12 protein-coding genes are annotated in these 22075 nt (G+C 46.2%); all 12 read right to left on the bottom strand.

Annotated elements, in window-relative coordinates; translation table 11 throughout:
- Nucleotides 1-17: 17 nt before the first annotated feature.
- The gene (locus tag EA408_06800; protein ID TVR72402.1) at nt 18-1619 is read right to left on the bottom strand and encodes an amidase; all 1602 of its coding nucleotides are present in this window, start codon (nt 1617-1619) and stop codon (nt 18-20) included.
- A 28-nt stretch (nt 1620-1647) separates the two neighbouring features.
- Nucleotides 1648-3321 (bottom strand): PAS domain S-box protein, encoded by a 1674-nt coding sequence (locus EA408_06795; protein ID TVR72401.1) that lies wholly within the window; start codon nt 3319-3321, stop codon nt 1648-1650.
- Nucleotides 3322-3389: 68 nt separating this feature from the next.
- Nucleotides 3390-5249 (bottom strand): DUF389 domain-containing protein, encoded by a 1860-nt coding sequence (locus EA408_06790; GenBank protein ID TVR72400.1) that lies wholly within the window; start codon nt 5247-5249, stop codon nt 3390-3392.
- 59 nt (nt 5250-5308) lie between these two features.
- A complete protein-coding gene (locus EA408_06785; protein ID TVR72399.1) occupies nt 5309-6142 on the bottom strand; it encodes a hypothetical protein in 834 nt (277 codons plus the stop codon).
- A gap of 48 nt (nt 6143-6190) precedes the next feature.
- Nucleotides 6191-7063, bottom strand: coding sequence for a hypothetical protein (locus EA408_06780; protein ID TVR72398.1), 873 nt, complete (start codon nt 7061-7063; stop codon nt 6191-6193).
- A gap of 34 nt (nt 7064-7097) precedes the next feature.
- On the bottom strand, nt 7098-7526 hold the full coding sequence (locus EA408_06775) for a hypothetical protein (protein ID TVR72397.1): 429 nt from the start codon (nt 7524-7526) through the stop codon (nt 7098-7100).
- Between the two features lie 139 nt (nt 7527-7665).
- Nucleotides 7666-8970 carry an SGNH/GDSL hydrolase family protein gene (locus EA408_06770; GenBank protein ID TVR72437.1) on the bottom strand — a complete coding sequence of 435 codons (1305 nt, stop codon included), beginning with the start codon at nt 8968-8970 and terminating at the stop codon, nt 7666-7668.
- Nucleotides 8971-9353: 383 nt separating this feature from the next.
- Entirely contained in the window at nt 9354-11339 is a 1986-nt protein-coding gene (locus EA408_06765; protein ID TVR72396.1) for a glycoside hydrolase family 97 protein, read from the bottom strand.
- A gap of 281 nt (nt 11340-11620) precedes the next feature.
- Nucleotides 11621-16066 (bottom strand): response regulator, encoded by a 4446-nt coding sequence (locus EA408_06760; GenBank protein TVR72395.1) that lies wholly within the window; start codon nt 16064-16066, stop codon nt 11621-11623.
- Between the two features lie 138 nt (nt 16067-16204).
- Nucleotides 16205-17236: a T9SS C-terminal target domain-containing protein gene (locus EA408_06755; GenBank protein TVR72394.1), complete on the bottom strand. Its 1032-nt coding sequence runs from the start codon at nt 17234-17236 to the stop codon at nt 16205-16207.
- A 232-nt stretch (nt 17237-17468) separates the two neighbouring features.
- Nucleotides 17469-19337 carry a RagB/SusD family nutrient uptake outer membrane protein gene (locus EA408_06750; GenBank protein TVR72393.1) on the bottom strand — a complete coding sequence of 623 codons (1869 nt, stop codon included), beginning with the start codon at nt 19335-19337 and terminating at the stop codon, nt 17469-17471.
- The coding region (locus tag EA408_06745; GenBank protein ID TVR72392.1) for a SusC/RagA family TonB-linked outer membrane protein at nt 19289-22075 on the bottom strand (2787 nt) is incomplete at its 5' end. The genes EA408_06750 and EA408_06745, both read right to left, overlap by 49 nt.

The following is a 22075-nucleotide window of genomic DNA, read 5'->3' as shown; positions in this document are numbered from 1 at the left end:
AGATTTGCAGTATATAATCAGTCAGTCTCAAGAAACCGGGGAACCAGCCTGTGCATGGTTCCCCTTTCATATGAATAGGCTATTTCCAGCAGCAGCGGTTCACTGTATGCCCTGCCGAATATTGATAAACCTACAGGCAACCCGTCGACCGACCCCATCGGAAGTGTTATATTGGGATATCCAGCCTGGGCTGCCGGCGAGGAGCTCCCAAGCTGAAAACTGTCACCGTTCACCAGATCGGTTTTCCAGGCGGGACTGCCGGTCGGAGCAATAATGGCATGAAGGTCATGCTCGTCCATGACCCGGTCTATTCCATCTTCCCGGCTGCCGCTTCGCATTGCCCTCAGCGCGTCTGCATATTCGGATGAACCGGTACCCCCTGTCTCATTTGCCAGTTCAAGGTACCTCTGGTTAAAGTATCTTAAGGTCAGGGAATCATTCCTGTTGAACTCTATCAGTTCATCAAGGCTTTTGACAGGCGCACCGGGTCCGAGTGACTCAAAATAGCTGTTCAGCCCCTCCCTGTATTCGAACAGCATGACCCTGTATGCATGCGAACCCGTATTCGGAGCTGTAATAGATTCTATCTCTATTATCTCTGCTCCTCTGCTCTTAAAAAACTCCACCGCCTCATACATAAGTGAATCGACCTTGAAGTTTCTCCCCAGGGGCGCCCTGAAAAAGCCGATCCTTTTACCCTCTATACCATTCTCATTCAGAAACCGGGTATAATCGTCATGGTACGGTATATCAGGTTCCTGTGTAGACTGATCCTCCGGGTCAGGTCCGGCCAGTACCCCGAGGGTTATGGCTGCATCCCTTACATTGCGTGCCATTGGCCCTGCAATGTCCATTGACCATGATATCGGAATTATGCCCGACCTGCTTACCAGTCCCACTGTCGGCTTTATCCCCACAATCCCGGTTGCATGTGATGGGCACACAATGGAACCGTTGGTTTCGGTACCAATGGCAACCACTGCAAGGTTGGCTGATACGGCGACCGCCGATCCCGAGCTGGAACCGCAGGGATTACGGTCTGTTACATATGGGTTCCTGGTCTGCCCCCCGAACCCGCTCCATCCGCTGGTTGAAAGTTCACCCCTGAAGTTTGCCCATTCGCTGAGGTTGGCCTTGCCTATTATCACAGCCCCGGCTTCACGCAGTTTTTTGGCTACAAAACTATCATTAAGTGGGAAAGAGCCTTCAAGAGCCCTTGATCCCGCTGTAGTGGGCATCTTGTCACTTGTGTCGATATTATCCTTCAAAACAACGGGGATACCATGCATTGGTCCCCTTTTATTGCCCGCGGCCAGCTCGGTGTCAAGTTCATATGCTATAGCAAGGGCTTCAGGATTGACGGTTATTATTGAATTCAGTGCCGGGCCGTTCCTGTCAATCTTCTCTATCCTGTCCAGAAATGCATTTACAACATCGGTAACTAAAAATTCGCCGTCGTCATAACCTTGTTGAATGCGTTCAATGTTCACTTCAAGAAACCGGAAGTCGTTATATCCGTTTACCGTATCATCCACTGAGCCATCACGGCAGGATACGATCAGCAGCATTGCAAAGCCAACGGCAAAAATTCCCTGTTTAAAAACAAAAACCTTAATCATGAGAATATCATTTTAATAAAAGCCATTATCATGCTGTATCAATATATTCACCTGTTTTCTTTTCAAGAACCAAAGGTACCCGCAAATAGAAGGTGCTTCCCGTTCCTTCTGATGATTCAACCCTTATCTCGCCATCAATCATGCCTGCATATGCACGGGAAATGGCAAGTCCGAGCCCCGATCCCTCATAAGACCTCCCGCCATCCATCTTCACCTGCACAAAACGTTCGAAAATGATATCTTGCTGATCAACAGGTATACCAATGCCCGTATCCCTTACATATAATACCAGCAAGTCATCTTCCCTGTAATTGCCAAACTCAACATATCCCCCTTCAGGAGTAAATTTAAGCGCATTGATAAGGAGATTGGTAAGGATGCTGTCCAGTTTGTGCCTGTCTGTAATTATGGTTGATACCTCATCGACTGACTTGTCTGTCAACCTGAATTCAATACCCTTGCTGACACTATCCTGCCTGAAAAAATCGTAATGATAACTCATCATATCCGAAACGGAAACTTCAGAAAGGACAATTTCAACATGCCCTGATTCTATCCTTGATATCTCGACAATGTCATTGATAGTTGACATCAACCTTTGAGCACCCTGATCAATTATATTGACGTGCTTTTTCAGCTCATCAATGGTCATGCCGGAGCTTTTCAGCAGCTCCAGAAAACCGGTAATAGCATTCATTGGTGTCCTTACCTCGTGGCTGATGTTTGCAAGAAACATCGATTTAAGGCGGTCCGATTCCTCCGCCTTTTCTTTAGCTTCGAGCAAAGCTTTCTCCGAAGCTTTCTGACCGGTAATATCTTCAAGTACACCGTCAAAATATTCAGGCTTGCCATTGCTGTCAAGCAATAGCCTGCTGTTATCCTTAACCCATATCTGTTCGCCCGATTTCCTCCACAGACGGAACTCACTCTGCACAACCTTATCGTTATACTCTTTTGCCTTGAACTGCTTTTCCCTTTCAGAAGGATTGACATACAGCTGGCTGACGTTGAGCTGCAACAGCTCCTCCACCGATCCGTAACCGAGCATTCTCACGAGGGCCGGGTTTGCAAAAACCAGCTGGCCATCGGTCGTGGTCCGGTAGACACCCACCGGAAGCTGATTGGTAAGTGAACGGTATTTCTTTTCGCTCTCTTCCAGGGTTTTCTCAGCAAGCCTGCGCTCATGGTTTACGAACAACTGAGCTACCATGGATGCAACAGTGCTTACAAAGGCTTCCTCATCAGGGTGCCAATTCCTTACCGGACCGGTATGTTCACAGCACACAACCCCAATAAGCCTTCCTTCTGATATTATTCCTGAATCAAGTAAAGATGATATACCCAGTGGTTTAAGATATGAATCTGCAAGTTCAGCGGTCCGCAGATCATTTTGTGCATCTTCGGCATATATGCGGGTTTCGGTCATCATGGCCCTGAAATAGGAAGGGAATACCCCGGTCTTCAATATTTCCCCCCGTGTATGTTTGCCTTTGCCACGTTCGTAGACCGTGAGGGATTTCAATTCAGTTCTGGTATCTGACAACTGCCAGATACCGGTACGTGCAACATCAATGGTCTCGGAAAGCACCTCAGCTATATGCTCGATCGCATCCGGCATATCTCCCCCGACAGCAAAGGGCTCAAGCGCAATCTTTGCAATTCCGGCACGCTGTAACAGGGCACGTTTTTCACTCTCTTTCATTATGGTAATTTAAGAAATACCGGACAATAAGCAAATTAGCAAAGACATTGGGCCTAATAACCGCCTGCCTATCTGGATATGGCAGTAACAACCTCTATCTCCACCTCATGCCCAACTTCTTTCTCCACAAGCTCTTTTATACTGTCAATATAGTCCTCGGTAACAGCACTGCCCGAAACAAGCATTAATGAAATTCTCAGGGGAGCCAGCCTCTGCACCTTTACATCCCTTATCACTGCAAGCTCTGTCTGCATACCCTCGAGCTGCTTTATGATCCTGTGTTCCCTCACCATCTGGTTGAACCCCAGGGCCAGCGGAACACTTAACGCGGCAACCACTGCAAGGGAGATAAAGATACCCTTTGTTGCAAGCCGCAGGGGACTGAACCCGAGCAGCATGAAGGTTATCGATCCCGCAAGCACTATACCGGCAAGGTTTGTTAGAAGCAGAAGAGCAGCACCGGTAAATACCGGCAAGTCCCACCAGCCTATACCGATCGCCGCCACCGCCAGCGGGGGTATCAGGGCCACAGCGATAGCCACACCAGCAAGAGTCTTAGCAACCTCCTCACGGGCATGGGCATAGGCACCTGCAATTCCCGACACCACAGCAATACCAAGATCAAGCAGGTTAGGCCTTGTCCGCGCCAGTATCTCCGAACCGGCCGATTGTATAGGGGTAATCAATGTAAGCAGAACGGCTGCCAGAAAAGCAATACCCAGTCCGGCCAGTATCGTACTCACACTGGTGGTTATTATATTTTTATCCTGTCTGAGCGCCCCCATGCTGAGCGAGATGATAGGCGACATCAGCGGAGCAAGTATCATGGCCCCTATCACCACAGGTGTTGAGTTGGCAAAAAGTCCGAAGGTGGCGATCAGTGTCGAAAGGACCATCAGCACAAGATAGGAGTTCTTGAGTCGGGCATTATCCCTCAGTACCTGGAAAAGATCCTTGAACTCCTCTGATGAAGCATGCCTTATGAAAGACAGTTTACGTTCTGCAAGCGCCTGGGCAGCCTCTCCCGAAGGCAATGCACTGGTCCGGAATATATCAGCACCCTCCCGGGATGCCTCTGGCACTTCAAGGTAGGCCCCCGGAAATATTTCAACCTGCTTCTCACCAATTGTAAGCTCAATATCACTTGCAGAGTGCTTTACCTTATCAATAAGCAAGTCTCTTTCTCCATCGGGAAAAGAAAACCGGATACGAGATGTCTTTATGTGAGCGCCAAAGGGGGGCAGCTTGTTCTTATCCCACAGTGAGCGGAAAGCGGAGTGGATCATTTCTGAAACGGAACGTGGACTAATAAGGAAGGCGTGCATCCGGCCGTCACTTATGGATGAGTCTTCCAGAACCATCCTGCTGAGCAGTGAGCTTTTCCGGTGTTCAGACACGACTATACCGGCTACGGAGGTTTTAATTTTGCGGTCGTTCGGAAGCTCCACATCCACCCGGAAGGGTCGTATGTTAAGAAACCTGGTCAGGAAACCCAGCCTCCTGTTCCAGAAACCCTCCTTCTTTGCCACATCCTCGCTGGTCAGCCTGAATGTCTGGCCCACGACCATGTTGTTGAATATCGGGATGCCATTGCAGAAAAGCAGATCAGTCTTTACCGGTTTGGGAGCATCCCTGAGATGGTCAAGAGCCTTCGACAGGTTCGTATCAACCCCCATACCGATGCATAACTGTCTGGCACCGGGGTGCGGGATAACAGCAATCCTGACACCCATGCCGGCAAGACCCGGCACCAGTTCTTTCAACTGATGATCTGAAAGGTATAGCAGTAAAGGTTCACCCGGATCCAGGTCTGTTATTACCGGGGCATCATAAATATCATAATGGCTTATCAGATCCTCGGCCGACTTCAGGAGCGTCTTCTTTACAGACTCCTGCTGCTCTAAATCATACAGCAATCTAAACTTCATCCCTCACCATTGTTTTCATTGGGTCTCATCCATTTTAAAATCTTCATTCCCCTCCTTTCCTACAAAAATATATCGACAAACCCGGCTGCCTTGACCTGTTTTTTGTTCTTGATGGTGCGTTTGCCCGCGGAAAAGCCCGTTACCGTACACTCTTTATAAACCCTGCAGTTGCCTTCACTGTCTGGAGAATACCCGTTGCAGACCCTCAGCACATCGGGCGAAATCTCGTCAATGATCACTATTTTGCCATCGCCGTGCCTGAGCCTTCCAAGTTCAAACTTACCATCTATCACATGAAGGCCCTTTGATCCAAACTCATCCGAAACGATTCCTGCAATTCTCCTCACAAGTTTAACACTCTCATCAATCTCCTTTTTGCTCATTGCCCCGGTCTCCTCAAGGGCCTCGAGCGAAATGAGAACATCCACATCACCCTTGGTCCATGCTTCCACCACCTTGTTTATGTTCTCGCATGGCCTTACAAACGGATACCTCCTCCAGAAACTGCCTGTTGAATTGTTCCTCCATGTGAACTCAAGGTTCTGCAATGGCGCCGAGCCTTCAAATTCGGGGGCTTTCGCCGGAAGTCCGAGTGGATCAGCAGGCTCGACCACCATTTCATTATCGCTCATCGTATCAACATAATGAGAAGGTATCCCCTTTTCCTGCAGCAGCCGGAAAAAATGGGTTGCGAACCGGCAGGCTATGGCTCCCTTGCCCGGTATCTCGCCGACAACGGTATCGTAGCCCGGATCAAAAACGGGCTTTCCATCTTCGATATAACCGGTTGCCTCATCCTTATAGTGAAGCAGGTATTTTCCGGCATGCTCCCCTGCAGTTATCTCATATACATCTTTAGATTTTCCGCGGTAAACAAGGTTCCTGTCTGTCATGGCTTTTTTCTGTTATCAGGTTAATAAGAAATATAAATTCATAAGAGTTCATATTTTTGGCAAAACGATAATATCGCCGCAACTTCCCAGAACCAGCCCGATCACATCAGACCTTACCTCCTGTCTCCTTTCAGGGCTAACCATGTATTTAACCACAAGGTACAATTTCTCATTTTTGATGTCCGGATAGACCGTCAGATGATCGCTGTTGCCCGCAATAGCTGATATCCCATCCCTCAGGATGCCGGTAATCCCGTGACTTTCGCCTGGCATCTGTGACAGCTGGAAAAGTATCTGCTCCTGTAGAATATTCTTGCCCAGCTTACTGATACTCTTTTCGAGAAAGAGCCGGTTAGGAACCCTGGTATATACATCGGGAAGCTCATGTGTCCTGTCCAGCAGAACATAAAAGGTGCCGATATGCAGAACCTTACCCTCATCGTCGCCAATCTTTATATAGTCTCCAATGCGGAAAGGCTGCTTTCGAAGCAGGATTATCCAGCCGAAAAACGACAGCAGCACATCCCTCACTGCAAATGCAAGCCCGGTGGTCAGCAGGCCTATAAAGATGGTAATATTACCAAGGGAAACTCCAAAGTGGTAAAGGATAACGAAAACACCTATACTGTATAGCGACCAGCTGTATATCTTAGAGTAGAAGATCCTCTCTTCCGGCTCATCAAAAAGGTTGTACACCCTTTTGATGGTAAGCCGCAGAAGCAGGCTTGCTGTAAAGAGGGTTCCTATTACAAGGGTGACGCTGTTTATAACCCTGTTCAGATTATCAGACAGGTGAATTATATTCTCCAAATGAAGATATGAGAGTGCCCCGAGAATTAATAACAACAGAAGAGTCACTGCAACAGAAACGCTCAGGAACCTTAGACGGATCTCCTTAAAGCGGGGTTTCTTTATCTTCATATTGGGACTTGTGTAAAACTACCTGGTTAATTCATTATGAGCCGAAAAGAAAAGTGAGAAGATGAACATCATCGGTAGCTCTTCTCAAATTTGTTACAGAAAGAACAATTGCATCTCCATCTCTGAGCATAATCAGCCTGTCTATATTCATCCGTTCATATCCGGCTCTTTCGGCTGCATCATCAAAAATTTCATGATAATAGTCGTATACCAACTGCAGGGATTCATCACTGTTATCGGGTATTGTATACCTCAGCTGGTAACCGTCTCCATATAGCCTCTCTCTTGCATGATCAAATTCAGCAGTTTCAAATACCGGGATATTTAACTCCGCCAATCTCGATTCAAAAAACTCCCTGTCAAAAACCGGTTCTTCTGCAGCATCTTCGGCAATTTCAGATTCGGCCCTTGCTTCATCTTCCGATACTCTTCTTCCTTCTGAACCAGAACTACAGCTAAACACAAATAATAAAGACACTAATAAAAAGGATAACAGATTGATTTTTTGCATAACTAAACTCCTCCAGTTTTAATTGTTAAAAATTATTTACACACTGGCAAGTTGGCAAAATTTTATGATAAACCGAAGCAGCAGCAGAATATTATTCAAACAATTTCAGGTCAACAGCATCTCCCATCATTCTGTATCCTGCCTCATTGGGATGCAAAAAATCTCCGGTGTGAAATTCTTTCAGGAGTAGCCGGGGATCATCAGGGTCACGCATCAGCCTGTCAAAATCGATAACGGCATCAAACCACCCGCCGCTCCTGATCCATTCATTTACCTTCTGCCTGGCCGCCTCCCCTGGCTCAGTGTAATAGAATGAATTGCCAAACGGCAGGATAGTAGCACCATAAACCAGTATTCCCGCAGCATGCGCATCAGCGATCATCCGCTCATAAGCGGCAATAAGCTCTTCAGCAACCTGGTCTGCCTCCTCTTTGGTACCGGTCTGCCCTATATCATTCACCCCGTGCAGAATTATCAGCCACCTTACACCATGCTGACCCAGCACGTCCCTGTCAAACCGTTCAATAGCCGGTGGTCCAAGGCATTCCCGCAGCACGCAGTTACCGCCTATTCCCTGGTTCAGGACTCCGGTATTACTGGTAGGCGGATTTTTTATAAGTCTCTCCGCCAGTATATCGGGCCACCGGTTCTGCCTGTTTGTCCCCGATCCTCTGCCATCGGTAATAGAGTTCCCGATAATGACCAGTGAACCTGCTGTTGCCTGCGCTTTCACATCAATACCGCTGATCACATACCAGCGTTCGGCCGGAACAGCACCCTCAAAATCAATGGATGAGGCCCTGTCGCCGGGCAGGATCCAGGAGGTGGTACGGGATCCCGGATGCCCGGTAACATCAGGCGAAGTCTCGCCGAAGAAGATTGTTATTGCCAGTTCAGACAGCGGCTCAGTTGCAAAGGGAGCAGGGTCGGAAACCACAAAATAACCCGGCCCCATAGTTACCTGCGACCGGTTTCCGAACTTCAGTTCAGTAACGGTTGAAGGATCAATCATGCCTCCTCCTTTTGACACTGCCACATGCACACTTTTCATTTCAACACCGCTTGTACTGAACTCATTCGAGAAGCGTACCCTCAGGCTGTCCCCTCCAACCGAAATCCGCACAACCTGCCTGAGTGTATTATTGCCCAGCCCCGGCTCGGGAGGCATATTATGCGGCTCCACAAGCTGGGGTGCGGTACTCCATGTACCAGTCCATTTACCTGCCTCACCATCTTCCTGATCAATGCTCCCCGGGGCTGAAAGTGACTTTTTTTCTTTTTCCCCCGGCCCGGCATTGGTTCCCGCAAAGGCATCGGGAAAGGTATAGCGTGAGGTGACATAGCCACCCTCCTCACAACGTGCGAAGGGCCACTGGTAGGGATCCCTTTGTGCCATTATTCCGGAGGTAAGCAGAAAAGAGGTGGCAAATAACAGAAGAGTGAATTTTGATAAGGCCTGAAGTGGTCTGGTCATCGAAATGTATTTTTTTTGTCTTGCCTGACAAAACTAATCATAATTCCTCATAACCGGTATACCGGCAACCTGCCGGAAGCAGTGTATTACGCCAGCTATAAAACTGCTGTGTTATTAATCATGCAATTGGTAATCGGATAATCAGGAGGGATTTTGTATCATATAGGCAATCAGCAGCAGAAAGCCAATAAGCAGAGCAATAAGAAAGTATTCAATTATTACCAGTATCAACTGCTTATTATTCCTGTAGTACTTGTACAACCTGGAAAGGATCATGATGGTCTGTGCTGTGATATCATATAAAACTAAATTCTTGTTATTTGCGCCACAAATCCGCCTGCCGGAAGTAAATGCAAAGACACAGGGGTTTCATTGCCTATTACCATATCTTTAAACTTGTAATCTTCCATATGCTCGCCATCAGCTATAATTGACATCTTAAAACTTCCCTCAGGTAAGTGCCCGAGAGTAAAGGTAAACTCCTTTGGCACCATTTCTCCATTAATGCCGGCCAGGTAAAATATATCATCCTTTTCGCGGCACAAAACTGCCAGTCTGCCTGGATAACCATCTATAAACCACGTATTGTCCCATACTGTCGGAACACTACTCAAAAATTCCAGTACCTCCCTGGGTTGTTTTCTGAATCCCTTGATATTATCGGCAAAATGCTGTAAGGCAGACTCGAATAGAACTGATAGTGCCAACTCGTGAGCCCAGGTTGTCTGCCTGATGGATTGCGGACTGAAATCGGTGAAGGTGACAGGAGTATAGTCCATACTGCCCATCACATTTCTGGTGAACGGATAAATAGAGTTCAGGTAGGGTGCAGTTGGAGGAAAACCCGGATAGCTGTATAATTCTGCACCTCTAACTCCCTCCATGGTCACCAGGTTGGGATATGTCCTTTCCCATCCCCTGGGAAATGTGCAGCCATGAAAGTTAACCATCAGTTCAAAATCTGCAGCATCACGGAGTATGTCGAGGTACAGTTGTATCATATTTTGCTTTTCACTCTGAAAAAAGTCGATCTTGACCCCTTTTACTCCCAGCTTGCTGATGCGTTCAAACTCTTCGCGCCTTATTTCTCTGTCATGCATCAGATCACGTGGCCCGGCGTCCATAACCTTCGTGTGCGGACCACCTGAATTGTACCACAGATAAATACCAACCTCCTTCATTCCGGCATATTCAATAAGCTCTTCCACTGTACCGCCGCTCATCACGTGCCATCCGGCGTCAACAAGAGAATAGGGCCAGTCCATCCCGGATGCCAGATCTACGTACTGTTTAAGGGGCTCCAGGAAATAGCTGCTGGAATGATCACTCCACCAGCTCCACGATGATATACCGGGTTTTATCCATGATACATCTTGCAGGGCAACTGGTCTGGCCAGGTCATGCGGAAGTGTTGTCTCAACTATCGGGGCCGGTGTCGTTCCGACAACAATGAACCTCCAGGGAGTTTGCCATGGAAGGGAACTAACAGGATGTACATCGCCCAAACCATAGTTCTCCCATTCATGCGGAAAATGGAGCTTGTATTTTCCATCATGCGCATCAGCTGCAAGATGTGAGCCGCAGTATTCATCATATACTGCTGTTTCACTTACAAATATCCATACACCGTTCGTGTGGAACAGAACAGGAAAACCCCAGCCTGTTGATAAGGGCGGATAGTCTCCAACAGCCAGAACCGGCTCATATCCATACTCGTATGCAGGAGACCATATTCCAAGGGTGTCATATGGCTGCTTCCAGGCCTCACCGGGTACAGGAATATGAAAGCCTGTAAGTTCTCTGAGTACTGTGTACAGGCTGTCACTTTCTTCAGGGAAACGGTAACTGAAAGCCACACCTTCATTGTAAACCCTGAAAAGCAACTCGAGCAGTGCATTATTGCTATTCCTGAACGTAAGGGAGAATTCGCTGTAATGATCCCTTCTGAGAGATCGTTTACCGCTGATCATGAAATATTCCTTATCAACAACAACCGGCCCGTGTGTACTGACCAGTTCAAGATCCTTACTGAAATCCTCATCACTTCTGATAATGCCCAGTGGTGACGGCCTTACCGCCAATATATGCTCACCTTCAGCAACCAACTCAACACTGTACGACAGAGGCGACGGGATATCAAAGTAATTCTCAACACCCAAGGTTGAAACAGTCAGCAGCACAGATCCATCGGGCGATGTGATTATCCAGTTTCGGACTTTTTGCTCATTACATGAACCAAATAAAGCCACTACGCTAAAGCAAAAGGTAATAATAACATTTCTGATGGTCATAGACACTCAGTTTTATAAAAACATAGATATCCTAATCTGGTATAGCCAGAACCAAAGAGAGATTTGAATAATATTTTGCCACGAGAATCAAGAATATTATAGCTAAGTCACTAAAATGTCTTTCCTTGAAATTACAGGAACAGGTTCCGGTAAAGTTTTCAGCAACAAAGGAAAACTATTCTGGCAGATTGCAATATGCGGAATATCTCAAAAATGTTGTCAGAAATTCTCTATAACCAATTTAGAGACGTAAGTTAAAAGGATGAGACATTTACAACAGATTATCTCTTTTCGGCAGCATCTTCATCCTGGCCGGCAAGCGGCAATTTATCCTTCTTCTGCATATATTCTGATGGAGTTACGCCATAGGTGGCCTTAAAGCACCTGGTAAAGTATGGCGGACTGCTGAAACCGACAGCATATGCAATACCGCTGATATTTGTATCATCTTGCATCATCATTTCCTCAGCCTTTTTCAGTCTCACTGTTCTCACAAATTCCTTTACAGGCTGCTTGATAATGGAATTGAATTTACGGTATAACTGGGCCCTGCTCATTCCCAGCTGAACGGTAAGAAAATCGACATCAAGATCTGGATTGGATATATTATCCTGAACAATATCCAGCACCTTCTGCATAAACCGGTCCTCTGACGACATCCTGATCTTTCTCAGAGAATTCCTTGCAAAATCTGAACTGAATTTATTAATGATCCTGTCCCTGGTTTCCACCAGGTTGTTTATTCTGACTAAAAGTTCCTCGATCCTGAATGGTTTTGTCAGATATGCATCGGCGCCGCATTTAAAGCCGGAAACCCGGTCTTCTTCTGACACCTTTGCTGTGAGCAGAATAACAGGAATATGATCAGTCTGAATTTCAGACCTGAGGATCTGACACATCTTATCTCCGCATATCCCGGGCAGCATAATGTCAGAAATAACCACATCGGGGATACAATTGCGTGCCAGCTCAAGGCCTTCCTCCGCCGATCCTGCTTCAATCACCTTGTAGTGCTGCAACAGCTCCTTATTAAGAAACAGCCTTGTATCAGGATCATCCTCCACTATAAGAACAGTGGGAAGATCCCGGTAATCAGGGCCTTGTTGCTCTGCCTGAAGCAATAGATCCGGACATACACCCTCAACCGTTTCTGCCTGATTTTCCTTTACTATAAGAGGTTTATTGAGATTTTCGGGTGATATGGCCCCTGAATAATAACTTTCCCCATGAGGTATATAAACGGTAAAGGTACTACCCCTGCCATAGTTTTCCGGATCATTTGGTGAAACCTTTATTTTGCCTTTATGAAGCTCGACCATCTCTTTGACTATTGACAGCCCTATCCCGGTGCCTTTTTGGCCCTCACCACTGTCTGAGCGTATCCTGAGGTAACGCTCAAATATCTTCTCCCTCATTTCGGGAGCAATTCCGGGACCGGAGTCGATTACACTGATTGTAATGAAGTCTTTGGCATAGAAACTGCTCTGATATTTATCAGATTGATGGTATCCTCTGAGCTCTACCCTAACCTGACCATTTTCAGGGGTGAATTTAATTGCATTGGACACCAGGTTGGTTACAACCGTCTCAATAACCTCAGGGTCAAACCAGGCGAAATGGTCACAATCTTCATATTGAAAAGAGAAGCTGATATCTTTCTGCCTGGCTAATGAACTGAACGATAAGCTGACCTCCTTCACAAAAGAAATAATATCACCACCGACTACCTTGAGGCTATAGCCTCCTGTATCAATTCGCCTGAAATCCAGGAACTGGTTTACAAGATGTTGCAATCGTTGAATGTTTCGGTGCATGATATGAACCTGGAAAAAATCTTTCTTCCAGTCAAAATTCTCCCTTTTCGACAACAAGTTATCAAGAGGGCCGGAGATAAGCAGCAGGGGCGTTCTTATCTCATGGGCAATATTGGTAAAAAACCTGGATTTAAGGTTATCTATCTCCTGCATTCTCTTGATCTCCATGCGAGCCGTTGTCTTTGTCTTTACAATATATCTTAATAGAAACAGGATTCCCAGGACAAACAGCATGTAACCAAAAAATGCCCAATGAGTAAGATAAAAGGGAGGTGTTATGATAATATCAAGTACAGCCTCATTATCGGCCCATAAACCATCATTGTTTGCAGCACGAACCCTGAACCGGTAGTGTCCGTGCCGCAGATTGGTATAAGTCGCAACATTTCCTGAACCCGTATAATTCCAACCGTTTTCAAAACCCTCAAGAATATAGGCGTACTGGTTCTTTTCTGCATTAATGAAGTTCAATGCTGAAAAAGTGAATGATAATGAATTCTGGTTATGTTTGAGTTTTATCTTTCTCTGACTGGTAATGCTGCGGTCCAGTATTCCCGAATCATCACCAATTCCTATCTCTTTGTTAAACAATGATATTCCGGTAATGTAGACGGGAGGTATAAAGGAATTTAATATTATTGAATCGGGATGGAAAAAAACAACCCCGTGGGATGTGCCAAAATAAAGCCATCCTGCATCGTTCCGGTTAACCGAATTGTATATAAAATGGTTGGAAATCAGTCCGTCAGATTTATAGAAACTGTTTATATTCTGAGAGAAGATACCGGTATTGACTGTATCCAGACTGGTTGTGTGATCAATTCCAAGATGCTGATTATTAATAAGGTTAAGGCCATCAATTGTGCCTGCCCATATATTGCCATTTATATCGCTCGTTATGCTTGCTGTAATATTAGATGATAGTCCCAGGTCCTGGTTGATCATCAAATATGTTTGGTTATCCGGATTAAATACGACAACTCCGAAATCGGTAGAAAGCCATAGCAGACCTGATGGATCCTCAGTTAAGCTGCGAATACTCAATACGCTTCTTCGCCTGTCATCGAATTGAAAGTGCTCAAATGCTGAACTTTCAATATCGTACAGGGTGAGCCCTGAGTTGCCTGCAAGCCATAACCTACCACGGCTGTCAGTTAAGAGCGCCCATATCCAGATATATGGTTGCTGCCTGTCTTCCTCGCAGTACACACTGGAAACATATGAAACTTGTCCGGTTGACCTGCAGATCTTTGCAAAACCCTTTCCCTGTATAGCTACCAGCAGATTACCATCACCATCTGCAGTCATTGCCCTGATATCGTTACCGGGTATCTCATAACCTGCCGAACAATCAGTTTTATAATGAACTACAGGATTACCGTTAATGTCATATTTCTCAAGGCCTCCCTGATAGGATCCCACCCACATATTATCATCTTTATCACGAAAAATGGCGTGGACGTCCTGCATATTTTGTCCTAAGCCCGGCACACGATTCAAGGTTGTCATCGTGCCGTCATTATTAAATAGCTCAACCCTTCCGTCAGAATAGCCAACCCAGGTTCTTCCCCGGCTATCGTGATTTGTCGCTCTTACCACATTGCTGGTTATTTCACCGATACTTGAAAAAATATGGGTATCATAGCTGTGAAATGATCTCCTTGCCTGGGCAAGCAGCAAACCGTAATGTTCTGTCCCTATCCAAAGATTGTCATGATCATCCCTGTAAGTGTACTTCACAATTGGCCTTAACCATTGCCTCTGCCCTGGTTGAATAAGACCCACTTGCTGAACTGTTTCATTTATTGTACAATATGAAAAAAGTCCGTTGCTGGTTGACACCCAAATGATATTGTCCTCCTTCATAAGATGGTGAATATATTTAACACCATCCAGTTCAATGTTTCTAACATCGCCCGTTTCAATTTCCATTACCTTCAGTCCTTCCTGCGTTGTAGCAATCCAGACCATACCATCTGAAACAACGATATTGTTTATCAGGTCGCCGGGATTCAGCGAGGGATCAACAACATGGGTAAAATGCCGGTATTCTTGTGATGCAGGGTCAATATGGCTTAATCCATGCTGAGAATATACAATCCACATACCTCCCCTGTCATCTCTCTTGATATACCTGACACTGTTGTCAAGTGGGGCATTGACATCCTTCTTCCAGTCAACCGCCTTCAGCAGCTCAGAAATATATATCTCCCGCAGGTTCTCAGGAAGTAATTGGTTGAACTCATCGACGAATGCATCTTCGGAGTAATAGTTTTTATGCAGAAGTGAGGCTGCCGCTGAAACCACATCAGCCGGAAACTCCTCCTGCATAAGGTAATTGATTGTTTCCGGGGTAATTGTTAAAACATCTCTGGAAAGAACATCTTCTATCAGCCCGGTATTTTTATCAATTACAGACATGCCCTCATGGGTAGCGATCCAGAATCGATCCTGCAAGTCCTGGCACAAAGCATTTATCCTGTAGCCTGGTAGTCCGAAAAACTCCTCTCTGCTGAATATCTGATGCGAGAAATACTCTTTTTCAGAAATATATTGTGTTAGAACATCAGAGGCTACCCATAATGAACCATCCCTGTCCATAAACAAATGGCTGACATTTGTCAGGCCAAGATATTCCTGCTGGTCAAAGGTTAATAGGAATTGTTTAAATGCATTTCCGTCAAACCGGTTAAGGCCCATTTCCGTTCCAATCCACATAAAACCCTTAGCGTCCTGTATTATGGAAGTTATGGATGCATTTGAAAGTCCATCCTCTGTTGTATATTGTTTCACAAAAAGGGGACTCTCTTGCTGTGATTGGCTAAATGCCTGGAATAGCATTGAAGCAAAAACAACTGGTAGTATTATTTTCAGGAACATGCCGGTCCATTTAGCTGAATAGCTTATATACAAAGTTAGGGAATATAGGCATTAGTTACTAAATTATTATCAGTAAAAAATATTACTCTTCCTTTTAATGACTGCACATCTAAAAGAGGCTGTCTCTATTAAAACAGCCTCTTTTCTGCAAGCTATCAATTACTATCTCCGCTATCTGTGTATCATGAACCGGTGGGTAGTTGTCATATCACTGCTTGTGCTTACTTTTAATATATAAATTCCATTCTGCAAATTTTCAACGTTCAATGAATTGTTACCCCGGGTAAGTCTTGATGTAAAAGCAATCCGCCCCATCAGGTCGTATATATGTGCTTCTCCGTTGTTGGCACTTTCGAGGTTAATGTTGAGTATGCCATCCTGCACAGGGTTTGGAAATATACTCAAGCTTTTCTTGTATTCTTCAGCGATTTCAGAGACATTTGTTGGAACCGGATCACAGGAAAATAGAGCCAGCATGCCCACAACAAGGCGGTGGGGCGTCCATGTTGATTCAACCACCCATTCAAAATCTCCCTCCTGGGTAAAGATAAAGGCAGTTGAACCATGTACAACTTGTCCTGCATTATTTGGCTCTTCGTATTCATAGTGGATAAGCCCTTCCATTTCCTTTGAAAATTCATCACCGTCACCGGCAACATATGCAGGTTCTTCTACATCACCCCGATAAAGAGTTGCTGCTATAGCCAGGATATTATCTGATCCGGGACTTTCTGCAGGACCAATGGCTATTTCAGTGGCTTCTGACGTATTGTGTACACTAACCGCTTCAATAAACTCCCAGTTCTCACCGCCGGTAAACTCCTGCAGGATTACCCACGCATCCCTGGTAGACCATTCAGGTTTTTGCCAATCAATCTCAGCAATATCGGAGGCATCTCCAGCAGCAACTTTGCTCCAGATTGCAATTGCTCTGCCTGCTTCAGGCATAAAGGCCAGATGCCTCTCCCAGCCGCTGCCAGCAATGATTATGGGATCATCTTCACCTGTACGATGACCGGAAAGAATTACAAGAAGGTTTCCTTCAGTGGTTTTTTCATCAAACGTAACTAATCCGTCATCTCTGGAAACCGATTCAAGCTTGTATTGCACTCTGCTGATGGCAACATCATCTGCCAAAGAGCTTATCGTTGATAAACCCATAAACATCAGAAATAATAAAATGCATTGTAGTTTTGTTTTCATAATTTCTTTTTTTAGTTCATATTAAAAATATATGCGTTGTCAGTTTAATAGCATTGGAGACTCTAACAATTCCTGCACCTTGAAAAAAACACCCTGTCTCTCCCCAGGACCTACCAAACCTCGGGTAGACAGGGTGTTTTTCCGCCCGCTAACCTTAACCTAAACCAAATATGTCATGAGAATCAAATAAGCTATTTACCATTGTTTAATTGTATTAATTGGTTTATAATGTTTAATAACCGGGGTTCTGCACCAGTACACCGGGTTGAAGATTGATCTGAGGCTGAGGGATAGGTTGATATTTATCCCTTTCGGTGAAGCTGGCCCCACTCATAAAGTCTCTGATATCATTCAGCGCAAAAGAATTTAGAGTTTCAGCCATCGGCATGGAATTAAGCCCTTCCGGAAGGTTGTCCCACCGTCTCAGATCAAAAAAGCGTATACCTTCAGTTGCAAACTCCAGCCGCTGTTCCCACTGAACAGCCTGCATTGCTTCTGCCTGGCCGGGAAATGAGGAATATAGTCCGATCCTGTAATTTGCTGCCGGCTGATCCCAGTCAACGTCACCTCCGCTCATATAATCATCATGGCTGCTGCCCGGACCCCACGGATATGCCGCAGGAGGAAGTTCGTATATTTGAACCCTGCCCATTACATACTCGTTATCGGCACGTTCCCTTACCATATTCACATATTGACGGGCAAGCTCAAGATCATTTTCATAGGCAGCCACTTCGGCCCTCCACAACAGAATATGGGCATACCGGATGTAATCGTAATTAAGGGCATTGACCCCTGTCATCCACCCTGTTGACTGAACCAGATCATCACTCCGGTTAAACATGGTCTTGAGAGCAGGCATGTAGGGTCCGCCATTATCATGGCTGCGGATCCAGTCACGTCCCCTCATAATACCCCAGTCCAGGAAAGGAATCCCCCTGCGGCCTACGGTCCAGTCAAGCCTGGGATCAACTTCATCCTCAAAAGGAATAAATTCCACAGAAGAAGCAACTCCCATATCATTCTTCAGGTGAACATTAACCTGGTCAAATACCGGCAGTCCCTCAGCATCCACCCTGAAGGCATTTACAAGGTTCTGCGAAGGCTGATGAAAACCACAGCAGGTTCCGATATCAGCTCCATGAGGGAAGTTAAGCCCGATACCCATTTCGGCGTTTGCACCACAGCATGCGCCATCGTTCACAGAAGCCTGGATGGCAAAAACCGATTCCGGATGATTATTATGTTCAATTCTGAAATTGTCATAGAAATTGGCATTAAGCTGGTATCTGCCGCTGTTTATGATTTCATCCAGCAACGGCCGTGCTGATTCATAGTCAAGTACCTGGAGGTACGCCCTGGCAGCAAGCCCCATGGCGGCATATCTGGTTGGCCTTCCTTTGTCAGACTGGGTAGCCGGAAGATTCTCCCAGGCATATTGTAAATCACCGATAATATGCTCTAAGATGGCTCCTTCCGGATTGATATTTGAAACCTGCGACGGATCGGGAGTATCTTCGGTAATAATGGGGATGTTCCCGAATACGAGCCAAGCTTCAAAATTGTAGAAAGCCCTGAGGAACCTCGCTTCTCCCATCAGTCTGGCCATGGTGCCGGGATCAAGTTCAGTAGCGTTGATTATCGGTATTATGGTGTTGACCCGGTATATGCCATATCCGAAAACCCAGCGCCATTTCTCATGTATAAACCCGTTATCAGGCATCACCTCCCAGCGTTCTATATAATTAACAGGTGTCTGATCGGTTATTGTTGATCCTTTATATGCATCGTCAGATGCAACCGAACCATAGTGCCAGTTCTGTACTGAAGCACCCCAGCTGAAAGCCCATTCCATAAAACCGCCGCTGATCATCCCGTATACCCCCAGCAGGAGAGCATCAATTCCTTTTTCACTGTAAAAAACAGGCTCTGCTGTTGTACCGGGAGGCTCTTTTTCCAGGAAGCTTTCAGAACATGAAATTGTGATGGCCAAAAAAATTAAAGAGACCAGTATTATTGATATTTTTTTCATCTGCTTGTATTTTTTATTTATTATAAATTCAGGTTGACGCCGAACATAATACGACGTGGCGTAGGCCATGAGCCCTGATCAATACCCATATGTCCGCCCCATAAATCCAGATCGGGATCCAGTCCGCTATAATTTGTAATCGTAAATAAATTGGTTACCTGTGCAAACAGCCGCAATCGCTGAATCTGCATCCTGCTGGAAAACCTTTCGGGCACACTGTAGCTTAACCTCAGGTTCTGAAGCCTCAGGAAAGATCCGTCTTCAATGTAATGGGTCGAAGGAAGCTGTGTTCCTGTATGCATATCCTGAATGGCAAGTTTGGCATCGGCGTTGTTGTCAAGATAGGGGCTGCCCCAGGATTTATAGAGCGCATCCCTGCTCCTGTTGACGTCGAACGATCCATAATCCAGGCTGCGCCTGTGATAATTTATCATATCGTTCCCGTAGCTCCCGTAAAAGAACATGTTAAGGTCAAAATTGCCATAACCGAGGTCTATGTTCAACCCACCGGTAAAATCAGGATGAGGACTGCCGATATATGTCTGATCAGCAGCATCGATATAACCACTTCCGGTAATATCACGATATTTGAACCGTCCCGGCCTGTTGTAATCGCCCTCCGGTCCGAATGCCGGTGGGTGGGCATCAGCTTCCGCCTGTGTCTGGAAAATACCATCAACTATATACCCGTAATACTCCGGGAATGCACGACCGGCAGTTGTCCTTGTGTAGTACATCTGACGAAGGTCACCGAAAACAATCTCTTCCTCCAGGTCATCTGAAAGCTTTACTATCTCATTGACATAACGTGATATGGTGCCGGTAAGGCCATATCTGAACCGGCCTGCAAAAGCAGTGTTGTTATAACCCAGTTCAATATCAAATCCCACGTTCTTCATCTCTCCTATATTTATATACGGGGGTGTTGCCTCTCCCATGGTTGCAGGTACACCTATCTGGTAAAGCATGTCACTGGTATTCCTCTCCCAGATATCAACTGAAAAGTTCACTGAATTTCCAAGGCCAATAAAATCCAGACCCAGATTGTAAGTTTCAGTGGTTTCCCAGGTCACATCAGGATTACCTCTGACCGTGGGCTGAAATCCTATCCTTAGAGGGGTTCCGGTTCCTCCGATCGGATAACCTGCTCTTGACAGGTGGGTCGCGAAGGTAGAATAAGTGGCATAGTTACCGATCCTGTCATTACCAGCCAAACCCCATCCAAGTCGCAACTTGAGCATATCCAGCCAGTCTCGTGTGCCGGCCATGAAATCCTCCCCGGAAATATTCCATGCAAACGATGCCGCCGGGAAGGTTGCAAACCGGTTTTCAGGACCGAAACGGGACGAACCGTCGCGCCTTACGGTTACTTCGAACAGGTACCGGCCAAGCAGGTCATAGTTAACCCGGCCGAACAGCGAAAAAAGAGACCATTCTGCCATGGAGCCGGAGTTAAGCTGATTGTCTTCCCCTGAGGAGAGCTGCATATAGTTTGGATCGGTGCTGAAGAAATCGGTTCTGCTTGCATTCATCCACTCAAACCTGTTTTCAATTGCTTCAGACCCCAGGATTATATTCAGCCGGTGGTCATCTCCGAAGGTAGTCCTGTAATTGAGTGTATTGGACCAGTTCCACTGAAAGGTGTAGTTGTTGCTGCGGTTCAGCACATTCGTCATATCGGGTTCTGAATGTTCCGGGTTTACAAGGGTGCGATTTCGGCCGTTCCACTGCCCGTAATTGTACCCCAGGGTACTCCTGAAATCAAGTCCCTCAATAATACTGACCTCCCCGTAAAAATTACCCAACATGCGAAAGTAGCCTCCGATGTTATGCCGTTCACGGTATAGCTTGGCAACGGGATTACCCTGTGCACCGGTTTCCGGCGCCCTGGTCCCTGCGAAATTACCCATTATGTCATACACCGGTATGATGGGCAAGGAAAATGTTGCAAAGGAAACCGCCGATGCTTCACTGTGATCACCTCCGTAACCTGACAGGGTTCCTTGCTGGTTGTTGTATGACACCTGTAACGACTGTCCGGCCCTGATAAAATTGGTAATCCCGGCATCTGTGTTGGCACGGAATGTGTACCTTTCGAAACCGGTATGATGCAACATACCTTCTTCGTTAAGGTACGATCCTGAAAACGCATAATTAAGGTTTTCCGCACCTCCGCTAACCGCCATGTCATATTCCTGCATTATGGCGTTGCGGAAAATCTCATCAAACCACTTGGTACCCTCCTTGTTGGCAGGCATAATAAGGTAAGAAGGGTAGTTATAAAGTGCCGGATCGACACCTGGATCTCCAGCCATAGCACCGGCAGGCAAAATATAGTCGGGAATCCTTGGCTCACTTCCGCTTCCGTATTGTGGGTGGGACCAGTCAACACCGGGATTCCTTCCCATATTTCTTGCACCCAGGAAAAGTAATTCACCGAATTCCTGTGTATTTAACAGATCATACTGATTAACTGCCTGGGCAATACCCGTGCGGGCAGAAAAGCTCACCGTGGGTCTTTGACCTTCCCGCCCGCGTTTTGTGGTAATTATCACCACCCCGTTTGCCCCCCGGGTCCCGTAAATTGCAGTCGATGAAGCGTCTTTCAATATAGATATGGACTCAATGTCATTGGGGTTGAGGTTGTTGCCGGGTCCTGAAGGAACTCCGTCAATTATATACAGAGGTTCATTATCAGTTATTGTTCCCAACCCGCGAATTCTTATCGATGCCTGTCCGCCCGGCACATTGGAAGTAATAATCTGGACACCCGAGACCTGTCCCTGAAGGCGTCCAAGCGCACTTGG

The organism is Marinilabiliales bacterium, from assembly GCA_007695015.1.
In the GTDB taxonomy this organism is placed as follows: Bacteria; Bacteroidota; Bacteroidia; order Bacteroidales; family PUMT01; genus PXAP01.
This window is presented reverse-complemented; position numbering and strand designations above follow the sequence as displayed.